The 18,465-nt window shown below is 71.7% G+C and carries 16 protein-coding genes and 1 tRNA gene; 16 read left to right on the plus strand and 1 reads right to left on the minus strand.

Features of this window, described 5'->3' with window-relative positions:
- Positions 1 to 47: 47 nt before the first annotated feature.
- Positions 48 to 119 (minus strand) — tRNA-Arg (locus tag PS271_RS20195).
- Positions 120 to 233: 114 nt separating this feature from the next.
- On the opposite strand from PS271_RS20195, the gene PS271_RS20200 reads away from it, so the two are divergent.
- The 16 genes from PS271_RS20200 (at position 234) to PS271_RS20275 (ending at position 18,341) form a co-directional block, all read left to right on the plus strand.
- The gene (locus PS271_RS20200) at positions 234 to 773 is read left to right on the plus strand and encodes a response regulator (RefSeq protein WP_398383523.1); all 540 of its coding nucleotides are present in this window, start codon (positions 234 to 236) and stop codon (positions 771 to 773) included.
- Between the two features lie 63 nt (positions 774 to 836).
- On the plus strand, positions 837 to 1,667 hold the full coding sequence (gene nrtL, locus PS271_RS20205; protein ID WP_398383524.1) for an ArgS-related anticodon-binding protein NrtL: 831 nt from the start codon (positions 837 to 839) through the stop codon (positions 1,665 to 1,667).
- A gap of 14 nt (positions 1,668 to 1,681) precedes the next feature.
- Positions 1,682 to 3,073 carry a diaminopimelate decarboxylase gene (gene lysA / locus PS271_RS20210; RefSeq protein ID WP_398383526.1) on the plus strand — a complete coding sequence of 464 codons (1,392 nt, stop codon included), beginning with the start codon at positions 1,682 to 1,684 and terminating at the stop codon, positions 3,071 to 3,073.
- Positions 3,074 to 3,243: 170 nt separating this feature from the next.
- Complete coding sequence (locus tag PS271_RS20215) at positions 3,244 to 4,536, plus strand: homoserine dehydrogenase (protein WP_398383528.1); 1,293 nt, start codon at positions 3,244 to 3,246, stop codon at positions 4,534 to 4,536.
- Between the two features lie 8 nt (positions 4,537 to 4,544).
- Entirely contained in the window at positions 4,545 to 5,612 is a 1,068-nt protein-coding gene (thrC, locus tag PS271_RS20220) for a threonine synthase (protein ID WP_398383530.1), read from the plus strand.
- 308 nt (positions 5,613 to 5,920) lie between these two features.
- Positions 5,921 to 6,835 (plus strand): homoserine kinase, encoded by a 915-nt coding sequence (gene thrB, locus PS271_RS20225; protein ID WP_398383531.1) that lies wholly within the window; start codon positions 5,921 to 5,923, stop codon positions 6,833 to 6,835.
- Positions 6,836 to 7,261: 426 nt separating this feature from the next.
- On the plus strand, positions 7,262 to 9,340 hold the full coding sequence (gene rho / locus PS271_RS20230) for a transcription termination factor Rho (RefSeq protein WP_398383533.1): 2,079 nt from the start codon (positions 7,262 to 7,264) through the stop codon (positions 9,338 to 9,340).
- A 381-nt stretch (positions 9,341 to 9,721) separates the two neighbouring features.
- The gene (locus PS271_RS20235; RefSeq protein WP_398383535.1) at positions 9,722 to 10,840 is read left to right on the plus strand and encodes an LCP family protein; all 1,119 of its coding nucleotides are present in this window, start codon (positions 9,722 to 9,724) and stop codon (positions 10,838 to 10,840) included.
- Positions 10,841 to 11,018: 178 nt separating this feature from the next.
- Positions 11,019 to 11,240, plus strand: a complete 222-nt coding sequence (gene rpmE / locus PS271_RS20240; protein ID WP_106679164.1) for a 50S ribosomal protein L31 — start codon at positions 11,019 to 11,021, stop codon at positions 11,238 to 11,240.
- A gap of 106 nt (positions 11,241 to 11,346) precedes the next feature.
- Entirely contained in the window at positions 11,347 to 12,426 is a 1,080-nt protein-coding gene (gene prfA, locus PS271_RS20245) for a peptide chain release factor 1 (protein ID WP_356277228.1), read from the plus strand.
- A gap of 98 nt (positions 12,427 to 12,524) precedes the next feature.
- Positions 12,525 to 13,370: a peptide chain release factor N(5)-glutamine methyltransferase gene (prmC, locus tag PS271_RS20250; protein ID WP_120753734.1), complete on the plus strand. Its 846-nt coding sequence runs from the start codon at positions 12,525 to 12,527 to the stop codon at positions 13,368 to 13,370.
- 73 nt (positions 13,371 to 13,443) lie between these two features.
- Positions 13,444 to 14,091 carry an L-threonylcarbamoyladenylate synthase gene (locus tag PS271_RS20255; RefSeq protein WP_356277232.1) on the plus strand — a complete coding sequence of 216 codons (648 nt, stop codon included), beginning with the start codon at positions 13,444 to 13,446 and terminating at the stop codon, positions 14,089 to 14,091.
- A complete protein-coding gene (locus PS271_RS20260) occupies positions 14,088 to 14,747 on the plus strand; it encodes an arsenate reductase/protein-tyrosine-phosphatase family protein (RefSeq protein WP_398383537.1) in 660 nt (219 codons plus the stop codon). Before PS271_RS20255 ends, PS271_RS20260 begins: the two co-directional genes overlap by 4 nt.
- A 161-nt stretch (positions 14,748 to 14,908) precedes the next feature.
- Positions 14,909 to 16,183: a serine hydroxymethyltransferase gene (gene glyA / locus PS271_RS20265; RefSeq protein WP_398383539.1), complete on the plus strand. Its 1,275-nt coding sequence runs from the start codon at positions 14,909 to 14,911 to the stop codon at positions 16,181 to 16,183.
- 111 nt (positions 16,184 to 16,294) lie between these two features.
- On the plus strand, positions 16,295 to 17,629 hold the full coding sequence (locus PS271_RS20270; RefSeq protein WP_398383541.1) for an MraY family glycosyltransferase: 1,335 nt from the start codon (positions 16,295 to 16,297) through the stop codon (positions 17,627 to 17,629).
- A gap of 274 nt (positions 17,630 to 17,903) precedes the next feature.
- Entirely contained in the window at positions 17,904 to 18,341 is a 438-nt protein-coding gene (locus PS271_RS20275) for a Cg1360 family ATP-synthase-associated protein (RefSeq protein WP_120753739.1), read from the plus strand.
- The last annotated feature ends 124 nt before the right edge of the window (positions 18,342 to 18,465 follow it).

Consider the following 18,465-nt stretch of genomic DNA (forward strand, 5'->3'; position numbering starts at 1 on the left):
CGGCATCCGCCCTGGCCAGCGCATGATTTCTGCTGACTGTCGGCGAGTGCCCCCGGCAGGATTCGAACCTGCGCACACGGCTCCGGAGGCCGTTGCTCTATCCCCTGAGCTACGGGGGCGTGTCGGCCGCTCGTGCGGTGACGGGTAGAACATTACCAGCTTCCGGAGGGTGATCCGCAACGTCGTTCGGCGGGGCTGGGGCGGGGTGGGCGGGGGGTGCTCGCCCGCACGGGGTGGAAGTGGGGAAAACCCGGACGCAGCGTGGGGGGCGCGCTTACTCTCGGGGTGTGCCTGGCTTGTCCGGCCGGGTCCTTGTCGTCGACGACAACAAGGTCATCCGGCAGCTGATCAGGGTCAACCTCGAGCTCGAAGGCTTCGAGGTCGTGACCGCGGCCGATGGTGCCGAATGTCTGGAGATCGTGCACCGCGTGCGTCCTGATGTGGTGACGCTGGATGTCGTCATGCCCCGGCTGGACGGGCTGAACACCGCTGCCCGGCTGCGCTCCGACGCCCGGACGTGCGACATACCGATCGCGATCATCAGCGCGTGCACCCAGCTGGAGGTCGAGGGCGGCCGTTCCGCCGGGGTCGACGCGTTCCTGGCGAAGCCGTTCGAGCCGGCCGAGATGGTCCGGCTGGTCCGCAGGCTCATGCGGCGCCACAAGGGGGAGAGGAGCGAGGGGTTGCCGGGGGCCTCGGCCCCCGGGGACACGGGAGGGATCCCGTCCGTGCAGCCCGTCTGCGGGGTGGAGTCCCTCAGCCGGGGGGAGTAGCGCCGTCCCGGTGGGCGAAACCCATTCGCCCCGGCCCCACCCCTCTCCCCTAGGCTTGGCCCCGTGACCCCGGCCGATCTCTCCCGCACCGTGCTGCACACCGTGCAGTGCGCCGTCGAGGCCGACGAGCTGCCCGCCGCCGCGCCCACGCGGGTCACCGTGCGGGTCCCGCCCCGCCCCGGCTGCGGGGACTTCGCCACCAACGTCGCCCTGCGCGTGGCCCAGGAGACCGGCCGCCCCGCCCGCGAGGTCGCCGAAGTGCTGCGGAAGCGGCTGGCCGCGGAGCCGGGGATCGCCCGGGTCGAGATCGCCGGGCCCGGCTTTCTCAACATCACCCTGGACGGGGTCTCGTATGTTCAGCTCGTACGGGAGGCGCTGAATCCTCCGCCCGCCGCCGAGCCGCTGCCCCTGCCCGATCCCGGCCACGAGCTTCCCTCCCTCCTCGCCCGCCTCGGCTCCGACGCCGCCCGCTGGAGCCTCCTGTGGCCCGCCGGCGCAGGCCGTGCCGGGCTCCTCGTCCAGCGCGACAGCAACCCCCTCTTCCGGGTGCGCTACGCACACGCCCGTGCCCGCGCGCTCGTGCGCAACGCCCGTGACCTGGGCTTCCGCTCCGAGCCGGCCGACAGCGGGCACGAGGGCGCGGCCCCGCTCCTCGCCGCCCTCGCCGACCACCCCCGCGTCACGGCCGCCCGTGACCCCGAGCGCCTGGCCCGGCACCTCGACCGCACCGCCGGCGCCTTCCTGACGTGGCAGACGGAGTGCTCCGTCCTGCCCCGCGGTGACGAGAAACCCTCGGCCGTCCACCGCGCCCGCCTGGCCCTCGCCGAGGCCACGGGCAACGTGCTGGCCGACGGCCTCCACCAGCTCGGCATCACCGCACCCGCACACCTCTGAGGGGATCAGAGACCATGAGCCGTTCCGCCCACCCCGCCGGGCCCCGCTACGCCGACGTGCTGCCCGAAGGGCACTACGCCCCGCCGCCCGCCGACCTCAACGCCCTCGACCCGAAGGTGTGGTCCCGCACCGTCGCGCGCGACGAGCACGGCGTCGTGACCGTCGGCGGCATCCCCGTCACCCGCCTCGCCGAGGAGTTCGGCACCCCCGCCTACTTCCTCGACGAGACCGACTTCCGCGAGCGCTGCCGCGCCTGGCGCGACGCCTTCGGCCCCGACGCGGACGTCTTCTACGCGGGCAAGGCGTTCCTGTCGCGCGCCGTCGTGCGCTGGCTGCACGAGGAGGGGCTCAACCTCGACGTCTGCTCCGCCGGCGAGCTCGCCACGGCCCTCGCCGCCGGCATGCCCGCCGAGCGCATCGCCCTCCACGGCAACAACAAGAGCACTGAGGAGATCACCCGCGCCGTCGAGGCCGGCGTCGGGCGGATCGTCCTCGACTCCTTCCAGGAGATCGTGCGCGTCGCGCACATCGCCGAGCGGCTCGGCAAGCGGCAGCGCGTCCAGATCCGGATCACGGTCGGCGTCGAGGCGCACACCCACGAGTTCATCGCCACCGCCCACGAGGACCAGAAGTTCGGGCTCGCGCTGGCCGGCGGCCAGGCCGCCGAGGGGGTGCGGCGCGCGCTCAAGCTCGACGGGCTCGAACTCATCGGCATCCACTCCCACATCGGCTCGCAGATCTTCGACACCTCCGGCTTCGAGGTCGCGGCCCACCGGGTCGTCGGGCTGCTCGCCCAGATCCGCGACGAGCACGGCGTCGAGCTCCCCGAGATCGACCTCGGCGGCGGCCTCGGCATCGCCTACACCTCCGACGACGACCCGCGCGAGCCGCGGGAGATCGCCACGGCCCTGCGCGAGATCGTCACCCGCGAGTGCGCGGCCGCCGGGCTCGCCGTGCCGCGCATCTCGGTCGAGCCGGGGCGCGCCATCGTCGGCCCCACGGCCCTCACGCTCTACGAGGTGGGCACGGTCAAGGAGCTGCCGGGCCTGCGCACGTACGTCAGCGTCGACGGCGGCATGTCGGACAACATCCGCACCGCGCTCTACGACGCCGAGTACAGCGTCGCGCTGGTGTCCCGGACGTCGTCGGCGGCCCCGATGCTTTCGCGCGTCGTCGGCAAGCACTGCGAATCCGGCGACATCGTCGTCCGCGACGCCTTCCTCCCCGCCGACCTGGCCCCGGGCGACCTGCTCGCGGTGCCGGCCACCGGCGCCTACTGCCGCTCGATGGCCAGCAACTACAACCACGCGCTGCGGCCGCCGGTCGTGGCGGTGGCCGACGGCGCGGCCCGTGTGATCGTCCGGCGCGAGACGGAAGAAGACCTTCTCCGTCTCGACGTCGGCTGAAGTAAGCAATAACCAAGCACCACAAAACCGCGGTGGCGCAATACCGACGCAACACTGACGGAAACAAAGGTCTCGGATACTGGACAGCGGAGGGAAACCTCCGTCCAGTGAGTGAGACTGGTGCACAACCCAAGATGTACGAGACGGTATCGATGAAAAGCAGGGGTCGGATGATGCGTACGCGTCCGCTGAAAGTGGCGCTGCTGGGCTGTGGAGTGGTCGGCTCTGAAGTGGCGCGCATCATGACGACGCACGCTGACGACCTCACGGCGCGCATCGGCGCGCCCGTCGAGCTCGCGGGCATCGCCGTCCGCCGGCCCGGCCGCGTCCGCGCCGGGGTGCCCGAGGAGCTCGTCACCACCGATGCCACCGCGCTCGTCAAACGCGACGACATCGACGTGGTCGTCGAGGTCATCGGCGGCATCGAGCCGGCCCGCACGCTGATCACCACCGCCTTCGAGCACGGCGCGAGCGTCGTCTCGGCGAACAAGGCCCTGCTCGCCCAGGACGGCGCCGCCCTGCACGCCGCCGCCGAGCAGCACGGCGTGGACCTCTACTACGAGGCCGCCGTGGCCGGCGCCATTCCGCTGGTCCGGCCGCTGCGCGAGTCGCTCGCGGGCGACAAGGTCAACCGGGTGCTCGGCATCGTCAACGGCACCACCAACTTCATCCTCGACAAGATGGACTCCAGCGGCGCGGGCTACTCCGAGGCGCTGGACGAGGCCACCGCCCTGGGGTACGCGGAGGCGGACCCGACCGCCGACGTCGAGGGCTTCGACGCCGCCGCGAAGGCCGCGATCCTCGCCGGGATCGCCTTCCACACCCGCGTCCGGCTCGACGACGTCTATCGCGAGGGCATGACGGAGGTCACGGCCGCGGACTTCGCTTCCGCAAAGCAGATGGGCTGCACCATCAAGCTGCTGGCCATCTGCGAGCGGGCCGCCGACGGCCGGTCGGTGACCGCTCGCGTCCACCCGGCGATGATCCCGCTGACCCATCCGCTGGCCTCCGTGCGCGAGGCGTACAACGCGGTCTTCATCGAGGCCGACGCGGCCGGGCAGCTGATGTTCTACGGCCCCGGCGCCGGCGGCTCGCCGACCGCCTCCGCGGTCCTCGGCGACCTCGTCGCCGTCTGCCGGAACAAGGTCGCCGGCACCACCGGGCCCGGCGAGTCCGCCTACACGCGGTTGCCGGTGAGCACGATGGGCGAGGTGGTCACGCGCTACCACATCAGCCTCGACGTGGCCGACAAGCCCGGCGTGCTGGCCCAGGTGGCCACCGTCTTCGCCGAGCACGGCGTGTCCATCGACACGGTCCGCCAGCAGGGCAAGGACGGCGAGGCCTCCCTCGTCGTGGTCACCCACCGGGCCGCCGACGCCGCCCTGTCGGCGACGGTCGAAGCGCTGCGCAAGCTGGACACGGTCCGCGGTGTCGCGAGCATCATGCGGGTTGAAGGGGAGTAACGAAAGCAATGAGCAACCAGACCCACCAGTGGCGCGGCATCATCGAGGAGTACCGCGACCGGCTGCCGGTCACCGCCGAGACCCCGGTGGTGACCCTCCGGGAGGGCGGCACGCCGCTCGTCCCCGCCCAGGTGCTCTCCGAGCGCACGGGCTGTGAGGTCCACCTCAAGGTCGAGGGCGCCAACCCCACCGGTTCCTTCAAGGACCGCGGCATGACCATGGCCATCACCCGGGCGAAGGAGGAGGGCGCGAAGGCCGTCATCTGCGCCTCCACCGGCAACACCTCCGCCTCGGCCGCTGCCTACGCCGTACGGGCCGGCATGGTCTGCGCCGTCCTCGTCCCGCAGGGCAAGATCGCGCTGGGCAAGATGGGCCAGGCCCTGGTCCACGGCGCCCGCATCCTCCAGGTCGACGGCAACTTCGACGACTGCCTGACGCTGGCCCGCGGCCTGTCCGAGCAGTACCCGGTGGCGCTGGTCAACTCGGTCAACCCGGTGCGCATCGAAGGCCAGAAGACCGCCGCGTTCGAGATCGTCGACGCGCTCGGCGACGCACCCGACATCCACGTCCTCCCCGTCGGCAACGCCGGCAACATCACCGCCTACTGGCGCGGTTACCGGGAGTACGCCGCGGACGGGATCGCCTCCCGCACGCCCCGGATGTGGGGCTTCCAGGCCTCCGGTTCGGCGCCGATCGTGCGCGGCGAGCCGGTGAAGGACCCGCACACCATCGCCACCGCGATCCGTATCGGCAACCCCGCGTCGTGGCGGTTCGCCGAGGAGGCGCGGGACGAATCGGGCGGCCTCATCGACGAGGTGACCGACCGACAGATCCTCGCCGCCTACCGGCTGTTGGCCTCGCAGGAGGGCGTCTTCGTCGAGCCGGCGTCGGCCGCGAGCGTGGCGGGGCTGCTGAAGGCGGCGGAGCTCGGCCTGGTCGACCCGGGTCAGCGGATCGTCTGCACGGTCACCGGGAACGGCCTCAAGGACCCTGACTGGGCGGTTGCGGGTGCGCCTCAGCCGATCACCGTTCCGGTGGATGCCGGGGTCGCCGCGCAGCGGCTGGGCCTCGTCTGACCGCACCGTCCCGGGGCTCCGCCCCGGACCCCGGTCCTCAAGCGCCGGACGGGCTGATTTCTTGCCGGGACAGGCTGAATCAGCCCGTACGGCGGCGAACCGGCGGCGCGCAGTTCCCCGGAGCCCGCCGCAGGCGACACGCATCGTGCGCCTCCCGTGCGCCCTATGTCGCCGCAGAACCTTCCTTCGATAGGCTGTACTCACTCCGCCCCGTCGCAGACCGCTGCCGTGACCCACGGCATCGCCGTCGCGGCCCTTGCGGACGTTGCACGCCCCACCAAGGCCAGACCAAGGAGAGTCATCGAGCGATGGCCGGTCCCGCGTTCCGCGCCGCCGCTGTCCGCGTGCGCACCCCTGCCACCAGCGCAAACCTCGGCCCCGGCTTCGACGCCCTGGGCCTCGCGCTGGGGCTCTACGACGACGTCGTGGTCCGGGTGGCCGAATCCGGGCTGCACATCGACATCGCCGGAGAGGGCGCCGACACCCTACCGCGCGACGAGAGCCATCTCCTCGTCCGCGCCCTGCGCACCGCCTTCGACCTGCTCGGCGGCCAGCCGCGCGGCCTGGAGGTCGTCTGTGCCAACCGCATCCCGCACGGGCGCGGCCTCGGCTCCTCCTCGGCGGCCATCTGCGCGGGGATAGTCGCGGCCCGCGCCGTGACCATAGGCGGGGCCGAGAAGCTCGACGACGCGGCGCTGCTCGAGCTGGCCACCGAGATCGAGGGACACCCCGACAACGTCGCCGCGTGCCTGATGGGCGGGTTCACCCTGGCGTGGATGGACGCCGGAGTGGCGCGGGCCATTCGGATGGACCCTGCGGATTCCATCGTTCCGGTGGTCTTCGTGCCGTCCCGGCCGGTGCTCACCGAGACCGCCCGCGGGCTCCTGCCGCGCAGCGTCCCCCATGTGGACGCGGCGGCCAACGCCGGCCGGGCCGCCCTGCTGGTCGAGGCGCTCACCAGGCGCCCCGGACTGCTGCTGGCGGCCACCGAGGACCGGCTCCACCAGGAGTACCGCGCCCCGGCGATGCCGGAGAGCGTGGCCCTGGTCAACCGACTGCGCGCGGACGGCGTCCCCGCGGTCATCTCCGGCGCGGGACCCACGGTCTTGGCGCTGGCCGAAAGCGGTGCGGCCGACAAGGTCGCACGACTGGCGGGCGAGGGGTGGGCGGCCAACCGGCTGGCCCTCGACGCCGGGGGGACGAGCGTGCTTCCGCTCGCCTGACAGCGGAAATCCGGGCGAAACCCGGCTCCGCGAAAAATAGCGGTTGCCGGTCTTGGAGAGGGGGAATGTTTGTGGGATCCGGTAGTGTTAACCTCAAGTCTGCACTCGAAGCCACATCGGCTCGGTGCTCTGTGTCCCGATCAGGGGCCGCTTTTCTTCCGGGAGCCTCCCAAACTGCCTGAGCAGCCTGCCTGAGCAGCTTCGAGCACGCTCCGGAATCGGCGTGGGTGACATGAGTGAAGCCGATACTCCATGTCTTCACCTCATTCTTCACGCCGGAACCAATGAACTGATTCTTCCGCCGTACCAGCCGTACCGGCGGACCACCGCCCCGGCCCGGTCCGCAAACCGCCAGACCGTAGCCGGACAGCACAACCGGTCGCCGAGCCAGACAGGCCGACGCCCGCTCCAGGGAAGGACCCCTTCGTGAGCGACACCACCGATCTGATGGGCGTGAACGCCGGAGCCGCCGGCAATGCCTCCGCGCCCGCCACGGACGCTCCCGCCGCGCCTGCCACCGGTGCTGCCACCGCCCCCAAGCGGCGCCGTTCGGGCACCGGCCTCGACGCCATGGTCCTGGCCGAGCTCCAGCAGCTCGCCTCGAGCCTCGGCATCAAGGGCACCGCGCGCATGCGCAAAGGCCAGCTGATCGAGGTCATCAAGGAGAGGCAGGCGGGCGGCTCCGCCGCGCCCGCCAAGGCCGAGACCGCGGACGCCGAGACCAAGCCCAAGCGCCGCGCCACCTCCAAGGCCCGTACGGGTGAGGCGGCCGAGAAGGCCGAGGCCAAGCCCTCCGAGAAGGCTGCCCAGCAGCAGATCGAGATCCCGGGCCAGCCGTCCCCCAAGCTCTCGGCTTCGCTCGAGCAGGGAGGTGCCCCCGCCGACGAGCAGCCGGCCGGTGAGCGCCGCCGCCGCCGGGCCACCGCGCCCGCCGGCAGCCCCGACGCCGCCGAGGCCCAGCCGGCCGAGAAGGCCGTCCGCGCCGAGGAGCGCACCGAGGCCAAGGCCGAGGCCGCGCTGGACTCCGCCGAGGGCAAGGCCAAGGGCGACCGCCAGGACCGCGCCGAGCGCGGCCAGAAGGGCGACCGCCGTGAGCGCGGCGACCGCGGCGAGCGTGGGGACCGCGGCGAGCGCGGCCAGCGCGACCGCCGTGAGCGCGGCCAGCGCGACGACGCCCAGAAGGGCGACCGCCAGCAGCGCGACGGCCGTGGCGCGCCTCAGGGCGCCCAGGCGGGCCCGCAGGACGATGGCTACGACGACGAGGCGGGTGGCCGCCGCGGCCGTCGCGGCCGCTACCGCGACCGCCGTGGCCGCCGTGGCCGCGACGAGGGCTTCGGCAACGAGCCGCAGGTCTCCGAGGACGACGTCCTGATCCCCGTCGCGGGCATTCTGGACATCCTCGACAACTACGCGTTCATCCGCACCTCCGGCTACCTCCCGGGTCCGAACGACGTTTACGTCTCCCTCGCCCAGGTCCGTAAGAACGGCCTGCGCAAGGGCGACCACGTCACCGGCGCCGTCCGGCAGCCGAAGGACGGCGAGCGCCGCGAGAAGTTCAACGCCCTTGTCCGCCTTGACTCGGCCAACGGCATGTCGGCCGAATCCGGCCGCGGCCGCCCGGAGTTCAACAAGCTCACCCCGCTCTACCCGCAGGACCGCCTGCGGTTGGAGACCGACCCGGGCGTGCTGACGACCCGGATCATCGATCTGGTCGCCCCCATCGGCAAGGGCCAGCGCGGTCTGATCGTGGCCCCGCCGAAGACCGGCAAGACCATGATCATGCAGGCGATCGCCAACGCGATCACCACCAACAACCCCGAGTGCCACCTGATGGTCGTCCTGGTCGACGAGCGTCCGGAAGAGGTCACCGACATGCAGCGGTCGGTCAAGGGCGAGGTCATCTCCTCGACCTTCGACCGCCCGGCCGAGGACCACACCACCGTCGCCGAGCTCGCCATCGAGCGCGCCAAGCGCCTGGTGGAGCTGGGTCACGACGTGGTCGTCCTGCTGGACTCGATCACCCGTCTGGGCCGCGCCTACAACCTGGCCGCCCCGGCCTCGGGCCGCATCCTGTCCGGTGGTGTCGACTCGACCGCGCTCTACCCGCCGAAGAAGTTCTTCGGTGCCGCGCGCAACATCGAGGACGGCGGCTCGCTGACCATCCTGGCCACCGCGCTGGTCGAGACCGGCTCGCGCATGGACGAGGTGATCTTCGAGGAGTTCAAGGGCACCGGCAACATGGAGCTCAAGCTCGACCGGAAGCTCGCCGACAAGCGCATCTTCCCGGCCGTCGACGTGGACCCCTCGGGTACGCGCAAGGAGGAGATCCTCCTGGGCGGCGAGGAGCTGGCGATCGTCTGGAAGCTGCGCCGGGTGCTGCACGCCCTCGACTCGCAGCAGGCGATCGAGCTGCTCCTCGACAAGATGAAGCAGACCAAGTCGAACGCCGAGTTCCTGATGCAGATCGCGAAGACCACGCCCTCCGCGGGCAACGGCAACGACTGATCCGCACCCGGTGGCTCCAGGAGGCCCCCCGTCACTTCGGTGGCGGGGGGCCTCCGCCGTTCCGCCGCCCCGCCCCGCCCCGCCCCGCCTCGCTCCGAGCCCGCGGCCGACCCGGCCGCCCGCATCGTGATCTTCTCGTGACATTCTGAGACATGTACCACAGCCGCACGGTTCCCGCATGGCCGGAATCAATGCCCCTCAAACGTCCGAAATCGCAGGTGGCAAGGGGTGGGAGAGATCGCCGGCCGAGCCCGTGGCCGGAGTGTTTCTAAGACAGTCCTCAGAAACCGCTGTGCAACCCTGTCGCAGACTTCCCCGTCAATCAGCGCAGGGAGACAAGCCGGGTCAGCACCGGGTGACAGCGAAGGACTGAGGAAACGCATGGCCGAGGAGAGTAGGGGCGCGTCAGCGGGTTCGCACCGCCGCCGTGCCGGGGGGAAGCGCGGCCGTCGCCGCAAGCCCGCTCCCCGCCGCAAGGGCTGGCGAATAGCCGCCTGGACGGCCACGGGTGTGGTCCTCGCGGGCGGCGCCGGAGCAGGGATCCTCTACTACAAGTTCAACGGCAACCTCAGCAGCGTCGACATCAACGCCGCGCTGGGCAAGAACCGGCCGGAGAACATCGACAACGGCTCGCAGGACATCCTCGTCCTCGGCTCCGACTCCCGGGCCGGCGCCAACAGCGCCTACGGCCGCGACGAGGGCAGCTCCCGCTCCGACACCGCGATGATCGTCCACGTCTACGCGGGTCACAAGAAGGCCAGCGTCGTGAGCATCCCGCGGGACACCATCGTCCCGCGCCCGGCCTGCCGCACCTCCGGCGGCAAGACCAGCCCGGCCGTGAAGAGCGCCCAGTTCAACGAGGCGTACACGGTGGGCGGCGCGGCCTGCGCGGTCGCGACCGTCGAGGCGATGACCAACATCCGGATGGATCACTACCTGGAGGTCGACTTCGCCGGCTTCCAGAAGCTGATCGACAAGCTCGGCGGCGTCGAGGTCACCACGACCAAGCCCATCAAGGACAAGTGGAGCCACCTCAACCTGGAGCCGGGCACCCACACCCTCAACGGCGAGCAGTCCCTCGGCCTGGTGCGCACCCGGCACGGCGTCGGAGACGGCAGCGACCTCGGCCGGATCAAGCTCCAGCAGGCCTTCATCAAGGCCCTGCTGGACCAGGTCAAGCAGATCGGCCTGTTCACCAGCCCCACCAAGCTCTACGGGATCGCCGACACCGCCACCAAGGCGCTCACCACCGACCGCCAGCTGGCCTCCGTCGACAAGCTGTACTCCTTCGCCAACGGCCTCAAGGGCATCGGCTCGGGCGACATGCACATGGTGACCCTGCCCGTGGGCGACGACCCCGCCGACCACAACCGGGTCGTCCCGATCACCGAGGCGAGCACCAAGATCTGGGACGCGCTCCGCGCCGACCAGCCCATCCCGGAGGATGCGCTCAAGGACGGTGCGGGCACCAAGACCGACGCCGACGACGTGGTCAAATGATCCCGGCCGCCCCGTACGACCGGCTCTGACCAGGACCGGAGACCCCGGGGAATAACCGGCCGCGACCTCCCGTTTTGGGGGATGCGGCCAGTACTGGCAGACTGGTCCGTCGGCCCCGGTTCACGTAAGGCAATCCCGCCTCTACGACCCGGAGCCCTCCCGAACCTAGGAGAACCCCTTGAAGCGCGACATCCACCCGGAGTACGTCGAGACCCAGGTCAGCTGCACCTGTGGCGCCTCGTTCACCACGCGTAGCACCGTCGCCGACGGCACCATCCGTGCCGACGTGTGCTCCGAGTGCCACCCGTTCTACACGGGCAAGCAGAAGATCCTCGACACCGGTGGCCGCGTGGCCCGCTTCGAGGCCCGCTTCGGCAAGGCCGCCGCTGCCAAGAAGTAGCGACCCGCAGGCGCCGGTCCTCGGTCGCCCTCACGTATGCGAGGGCGACCGGACCGGCGCTTTGTCGTCCAGCAGGCCCGTCACTTCCAGCAGCTAGGGAAACCCCATGTTCGAGGCAGTCGAGGAACTGCTCGGCGAGCACGCCGACCTCGAGAAGCGGCTCGCCGACCCCGCCGTGCACGCGGACCAGGCCAACGCCCGCAAGCTCAACAAGCGCTACGCCGAGCTGACGCCGATCGTCGGGACCTACCGCTCCTGGAAGCAGGCCGGGGACGACATCGAGACCGCTCGCGAGTTCGCCGCCGACGACCCCGACTTCGCCGCCGAGGTCAAGGACCTGGAGAAGCAGCGCGAGGAGCTCACCGAGAAGCTCCGCCTGCTCCTCGTCCCGCGCGACCCGAGCGACGACAAGGACGTCATCCTGGAGATCAAGGCCGGTGCGGGCGGCGACGAGTCCGCCCTGTTCGCCGGTGACCTCCTGCGGATGTACCTGCGCTACGCCGAGCGCGTCGGCTGGAAGACCGAGATCATCGACACCACCGAGTCCGAGCTCGGCGGCTACAAGGACGTCCAGGTCGCGGTGAAGACCAAGGGCGGCCAGGGCGCCACCGAGCCCGGCCAGGGCGTGTGGGCCCGGCTGAAGTACGAGGGCGGCGTGCACCGCGTCCAGCGCGTGCCGGCCACCGAGTCGCAGGGCCGCATCCACACCTCCGCCGCCGGCGTGCTCGTCACGCCCGAGGCCGAGGAGGTCGACGTCGAGATCAACATGAACGACCTGCGCATCGACGTCTACCGCTCCTCCGGCCCCGGCGGCCAGTCCGTGAACACCACGGACTCCGCGGTCCGCATCACCCACCTGCCGACCGGCGTCGTCGCCTCCTGCCAGAACGAGAAGAGCCAGCTCCAGAACAAGGAGCAGGCCCTGCGCATCCTGCGCTCGCGGCTGCTCGCCGCGGCCCAGGAGAAGGCCGAGGCCGAGGCCGCCGACGCGCGCCGCAGCCAGGTCCGCACGGTCGACCGCTCCGAGAAGATCCGTACGTACAACTTCCCGGAAAACCGCATCTCGGACCACCGGGTCGGCTTCAAGGCGTACAACTTGGACCAGGTGCTCGACGGCGAGCTGGACCCGGTGATCCAGGCGTGCGTCGACGCCGACTCCGCCGCCAAGCTCGCCGCCGCGGGCTGACCGCAGACCGAGAAGCACGTCCGCGACCGCCGGAACGGCCCTGACGCAGGGCCGGGCCGGCGGCCGGGGACGACGAACGAAGACGCGAGAGGACCACTGTGAATCTGCTGCTCGCCGAAGTGGCGCAAGCCACTCAGCGGCTGGCCGACGCCGGCGTACCTTCTCCGCGCTTCGACGCGGAGGAGCTCGCCGCCTTCGTGCACGGCGTCAAGCGGGGTGAACTGCACCAGGTCGCCGACGCCGACTTCGACGCCCGCTACTGGGAGGCCGTCGCCCGCCGCGAGGCCCGGGAGCCCCTCCAGCACATCACCGGCCGCGCCTTCTTCCGCTACCTGGAGCTCCAGGTCGGCCCCGGCGTCTTCGTCCCCCGCCCCGAGACCGAATCGGTCGTCGGCTGGGCCATAGACGCCGTCCGCGCCATGGACGTCGTCGAGCCCCTGATCGTCGACCTGTGCACCGGCTCCGGCGCCATCGCCCTCGCCCTCGCCCAGGAGGTGCCGCGCTCGCGCGTGCACGCCGTCGAGCTCGACGAGACGGCGCACGGCTGGGCCGCCAAGAACACCGAGGGCTCCCGCGTCACCCTGCACCACGGCGACGCCCTCACCGCGCTGCCCGAGCTCGACGGCCAGGTCGACCTCGTCATCAGCAACCCCCCGTACATCCCGCTCACCGAGTGGGAGTACGTCGCCCCCGAGGCCCGCGACCACGACCCGCAGCTCGCCCTCTTCTCCGGCGAGGACGGCCTCGACGCCATCCGCGGCATCGAGCGCACCGCCCACCGGCTGCTGCGCCCGGGCGGCGTCGTCGTCATCGAGCACGCCGACACCCAGGGCGGCCAGGTCCCGTGGATCTTCACCGAGGAGAAGGGCTGGGCCGACGCGGCCGACCACCCCGACCTCAACAAGCGCCCCCGGTTCGCGACGGCCCGCAGGGCGACCGCGTGACCGGCGCACCGGCACCCACGACGTACAGCAGCACTGACAGCACGCACAGCAAGCGCTTCGCGAAGGAGATGTGATGGCACGGCGATACGACTGCAGCGACGCGACCGACCGCAAGACCGGCCTGCGCGAGGCCGTCGCCGCGGTGCGCCGCGGTGAGCTGGTCGTGCTGCCCACCGACACCGTGTACGGCATCGGTGCGGACGCCTTCAGCCGCGAGGCCGTCGGCGATCTCCTGCAGGCCAAGGGCCGCGGCCGCGGCATGCCCTCGCCCGTCCTCGTCGGCTCCCCGAACACCCTGCACGGGCTCGTCACCGACTTCTCCGAGCAGGCCTGGGAGCTCGTCGACGCCTTCTGGCCCGGCGCGCTCACCCTCGTCGCCACCCACCAGCCCTCCCTGACCTGGGACCTGGGCGAGACCCGCGGCACCGTGGCCGTCCGGATGCCGCTGCACCCGGTCGCCATCGAGCTGCTCACCGAGTTCGGCCCGATGGCCGTCTCCAGCGCCAACCTCACCGGCCACCCGGCGCCGCAGGACTGCGACGCCGCCCAGGAGATGCTCGGCGACTCCGTCTCCGTCTACCTCGACGGCGGCCCCACCCCCGCCGACGTGCCGTCCTCCATCGTGGACGTCACGGGCAAGGTGCCCGTCCTGCTGCGCGCCGGCGCGATCAGCGCCGAGCAGCTCCGCGAGGTGGTACCCGACCTCGAGGTGGCGAATTGATCGCCCCGCAGGGGCGTGGCATAGCGGGACACGGCACGGCGGCCGAGGCCGGCACGTTCCGCATCCTCCACGTCAGCACCGGCAACGTCTGCCGCTCGCCCATCACCGAGCGGCTGACCCGCCATGCCCTCACCGACCGCCTCGGCGACCCCTTCGCGGGCGGCCTGGTGGTGGAGAGCGCCGGCACCTGGGGTCACGAGGGCGCCCCGATGGAGGCGCACGCCGCCACCGTCCTCGCCGACCTCGGCGCCGACCCGGACGGGTTCACCGGCCGGGAGCTGCTGGACGAGCACGTCATCCGCGCCGACCTGGTCCTGACCGCCACCCGCGACCACCGCGCCCAGGTCATCTCCATGGGCCACTCGGCGGGGCTGCGCACCTTCACGCTGAAGGAGTTCACCCGGCTGGTGCGGGCCATAGACCCGGCGACGCTGCCGGACCCCGAGCGGGCCGGCGGCGTGGTCGACCGCGCCCGCGCCCTGGTGCAGGCCGCCGCCGCCCTGCGCGGCTGGCTCCTCGCGCCGAACGCGGAGGCCGACGAGGTCCACGACCCCTACGGCGCCCCGATCACCTTCTTCCGCTCCATCGGCGACGAGATCAACCAGGCCCTCGACCCGGTCCTCACGGCGCTCACCGGGCGTGCCGGCGCGCCCTGACCGGCCCTGACCCGCCCGGTGGCTGCGCCGGGTCCCGACCGGCCGACGCCGCCTGCACCGCCGCGCGGGCGGGCCTACGCTGAGTGGTGTCGGATCCCTGCATCCGGTCCCTGAACGTCGGTCTCTGAATTCCGTGCACCTCCCGAGGCCCGGAGCGCGCCATGCCGGTCACCGCAGCAGCCCCCCGTACCCACTGGAGCCCCGACTTCGACGCGCTGCGCCGTCAGGACCCCGAACTGGCGGGCCTGGTGCTCGCCGAGCTGGAGCGCCAGTCCACGGGCCTCCAGCTGATCGCCGCCGAGAACTTCACCTCGCCGGCCGTCCTCGCCGCCCTCGGCTCCCCGCTGGCCAACAAGTACGCCGAGGGCTATCCCGGCGCCCGCCATCACGGCGGCTGCGAGCTGGTCGACCTGGCCGAGCGCATGGCCGTCGGGCGCGCGAAGGCCCTGTTCGGCGCCGAGCACGCCAATGTGCAGCCCCACTCCGGCTCCTCCGCGATGCTCGCCGCCTACGCCGCGCTGCTCAGCCCGGGCGACACGGTGCTGGCCATGGGCCTGCGGTACGGCGGCCACCTCACCCACGGCTCGCCCGCCAACTTCTCCGGCCGCTGGTTCTCCTTCACCGGCTACGGCGTCCGCCGCGACACCGGCCTCATCGACTACGACCAGGTGCAGGTCCTGGCCCGCGAGCACCGGCCCGCGGCCATCGTCTGCGGCTCGATCTCGTACCCGCGCCACCCGGACTACGCGGCCTTCCGAGAGATCGCCGACGACGTCGGCGCGTACCTGATCGTGGACGCCGCCCACCCCATCGGGCTGGTCGCCGGGGGAGCGGCGCCGAACCCCGTCCCGTACGCCGACGTGGTGTGCGCGACCACCCACAAGGTGCTGCGCGGCCCGCGCGGCGGGATGGTCCTCTGCCGCGCGGAGCTCGCGGGCCGCGTCGACCGGGCGGTCTTCCCGTTCACGCAGGGCGGCGCCCAGATGCACACCGTCGCGGCGAAGGCGGTGGCCTTCGGGGAGGCGTCGGCGCCGGCCTTCGCCGCGTACGCCCATCAGGTGGTGGCCAACGCGCGCGCCCTCGCCTCCGCCCTGGCCGCTGAGGGCCTCTCTGTGACCACGGGCGGCACGGACACGCACATCATCACCGCCGACGTCTCCGGGCTCGCCCTGGAGGCCGCCACGGCCCGCGGCAGGCTCGCCGCGGCGGGCATCGTCCTGGACGTCTGCGGGCTGCCGCACGACACGGCCCACGGCCTGCGGCTGGGCACCGCCGCCGTCACCACGCAGGGCATGCGCGAGCCGGAGATGGCGCGGATCGGGATGCTCATCGGGGCGGCGCTCAGGGGCGCGGGCCGCGACGGAGGCCTGCGCGGGGAGGTCGCCCGGCTCGCGGCGGGCTTCCCCGTCTACGCTCCTTATCCCGGCCACATCTGACGGGTGCAACCATCGCGCGTGGCCGTACGTCTACGGCTGTATTCACGGATCGGGGGCGGACGCGAATATGGTGTGGGGCTGTGATGTCCAGCGCGACCTCTGGGGCAGCCCGTGCGTGAATACCTGCTGACGCTGTGCGTCACCGCGGCAGTCACCTATCTGCTGACGGGACCGGTGCGGAAGTTCGCGATCGTGGCCGGCGCGATGCCGGAGATCCGCGCTCGCGACGTCCACCGGGAGCCGACGCCACGGCTGGGCGGGATCGCGATGTTCGGCGGGCTGTGCGCGGGGCTGCTGGTGGCCGCCCACCTGTCCAACCTCGGCAAGGTCTTCGAGCTCCACAGCGAGCCGAGAGCGCTGCTCTCCGGCGCCGGGCTGATCTGGATCCTCGGCGTGCTCGACGACAAGTGGGGCGTGGACGCCCTGGTCAAGCTGGGCGGCCAGATGATCGCTGCCGGTGTGATGGTGCTCCAGGGCCTGACGATCCTGTGGATCCCCGTGCCCGGCGTGGGCACCGTCGGGCTCACCCCCATGCAGGGCACGCTGCTCACCGTCGCGCTCGTGGTCATCACCATCAACGCGGTCAATTTCGTCGACGGCCTGGACGGCCTGGCCTCCGGGATGGTGTGCATCGCCGCCGCCGCGTTCTTCCTCTACGCGTACCGGCTCTGGTTCGGGCACAACGTGGAGGCGGCCGCCCCCGCGACGCTGTTCGCCGCGATCCTGATGGGCATGTGCCTGGGATTCCTCCCGCACAACATGCACCCTGCACGAATCTTTATGGGCGATTCCGGCTCGATGCTCATCGGGCTGGTGCTGGCCGCGGGCGCCATTTCCATCACCGGCCAGGTCGACCCCGATGTGCTCAACGCGTTCACGGGCGGCTCGGAGCGCGCCGTCGTGCACGCCACGGTGCCGGTCTACATCCCGCTGCTGCTGCCGCTGACGGTGATCGCGGTGCCGGTGGCCGACCTGCTGCTCGCCATCGTGCGGCGCACCTGGAACGGCCAGTCGCCGTTCGCCGCGGACCGCGGCCACCTCCACCACCGGCTGCTGGAGATCGGGCACTCGCACAGCCGCGCGGTGCTGATCATGTACTTCTGGTCGGGGCTCATCGCCTTCGGCACGGTCGCCTACTCCGTGCACTCCGCGAGCACCTGGATCCTGCTGCTGATCGTCGCGCTGAGCGCGGCGGGCCTGGTCCTCCTGCTGCTCCCGCGCTTCAAGCCGCGCGCCCCGCGCTGGGCCGAGGCGTTCGTCCCGCCGCGCTACCGCCGCCGCAAGCCGGCCCCCGCCCCGTCGGCGGAGGCCGCCGCGGAGCCGGGGGAGCCGGCCGCGGAAGCGGGGGAGCCCGGCGAGGAGCGCGAGCCCGTCCCGGCGGGCATCCACGGCGCCACCGCCATCGGCGACCGCTCGCGTTTCACGAGGATCAGCAGCAACGGCTAGGCCCGGGTCCGGCCGGGTTCGGGACGGGTTCTCTATCAGAGAACCCACCCCTCGTCAGCGCCCTGACCAGCGACGTGACCCTTGCGTGTGACGTCCGGCACACGATGTAGGTAAAGACCTCATCAAATAGTTTGTGATACCGTTCACGAAACCCGGTGCTAGAGCCGATGGACCGTAGTGCGGCGGTCCTTCGTCGCAAGCCGTGAGCATTTCCGGGGATACGCTCGTCCACGACGAATCGTTGCTTCCGACCTCATCGCCGGAGAAACCCTTCATGCAGTCCAACGACGCCCGAACACTCCTGCAGTGCGCCGTCCCGACCGCCGTGGCCGGCCTCGTCGCCGCCGCCGTCAGCGGTGTGCTCGCCGGCGGCAAGGGTGCGGTCGGCGCCGTCGTCGGCACCCTCGTGGCGGGCGGCGTGATGGCCCTCGGCCTCTTCGTTCTCCAGCGCACGGCCAAGTCCTTCCCGCACCTGTTCCAGGCCATGGGCCTGGTGCTCTACGTGACGCAGTTCCTGATCTCCGCGGTCGTTCTCGCGGTCTTCCGGGACACGTCGCTCTTCAACACCCGGGCGTTCGCCTTTGCGCTGCTCGGAGCGGTCCTCGTGTGGACCGCCGCGCAGACCCGGGCGTATCTGAAGGCCAAGATCCTTTATGTCGATCCGGAATCCGCCGAGGCGAAGAAGTCCGCGCCCGCCGGGTCCCCGACGTGACCGGTAGGGCCGCGATAAAGGTGCCGGCGCTCACCTGCTATCGTCCGGTGCCATCTGAGGCACAGTGGGCGCAGGCAGCTGAACACCCGAGTTTCCCGGGCCGGAATCGGCAGTCCATGCAGCT

The sequence above is a fragment of the Streptomyces sp. SCA2-17 genome, assembly GCF_044336695.1.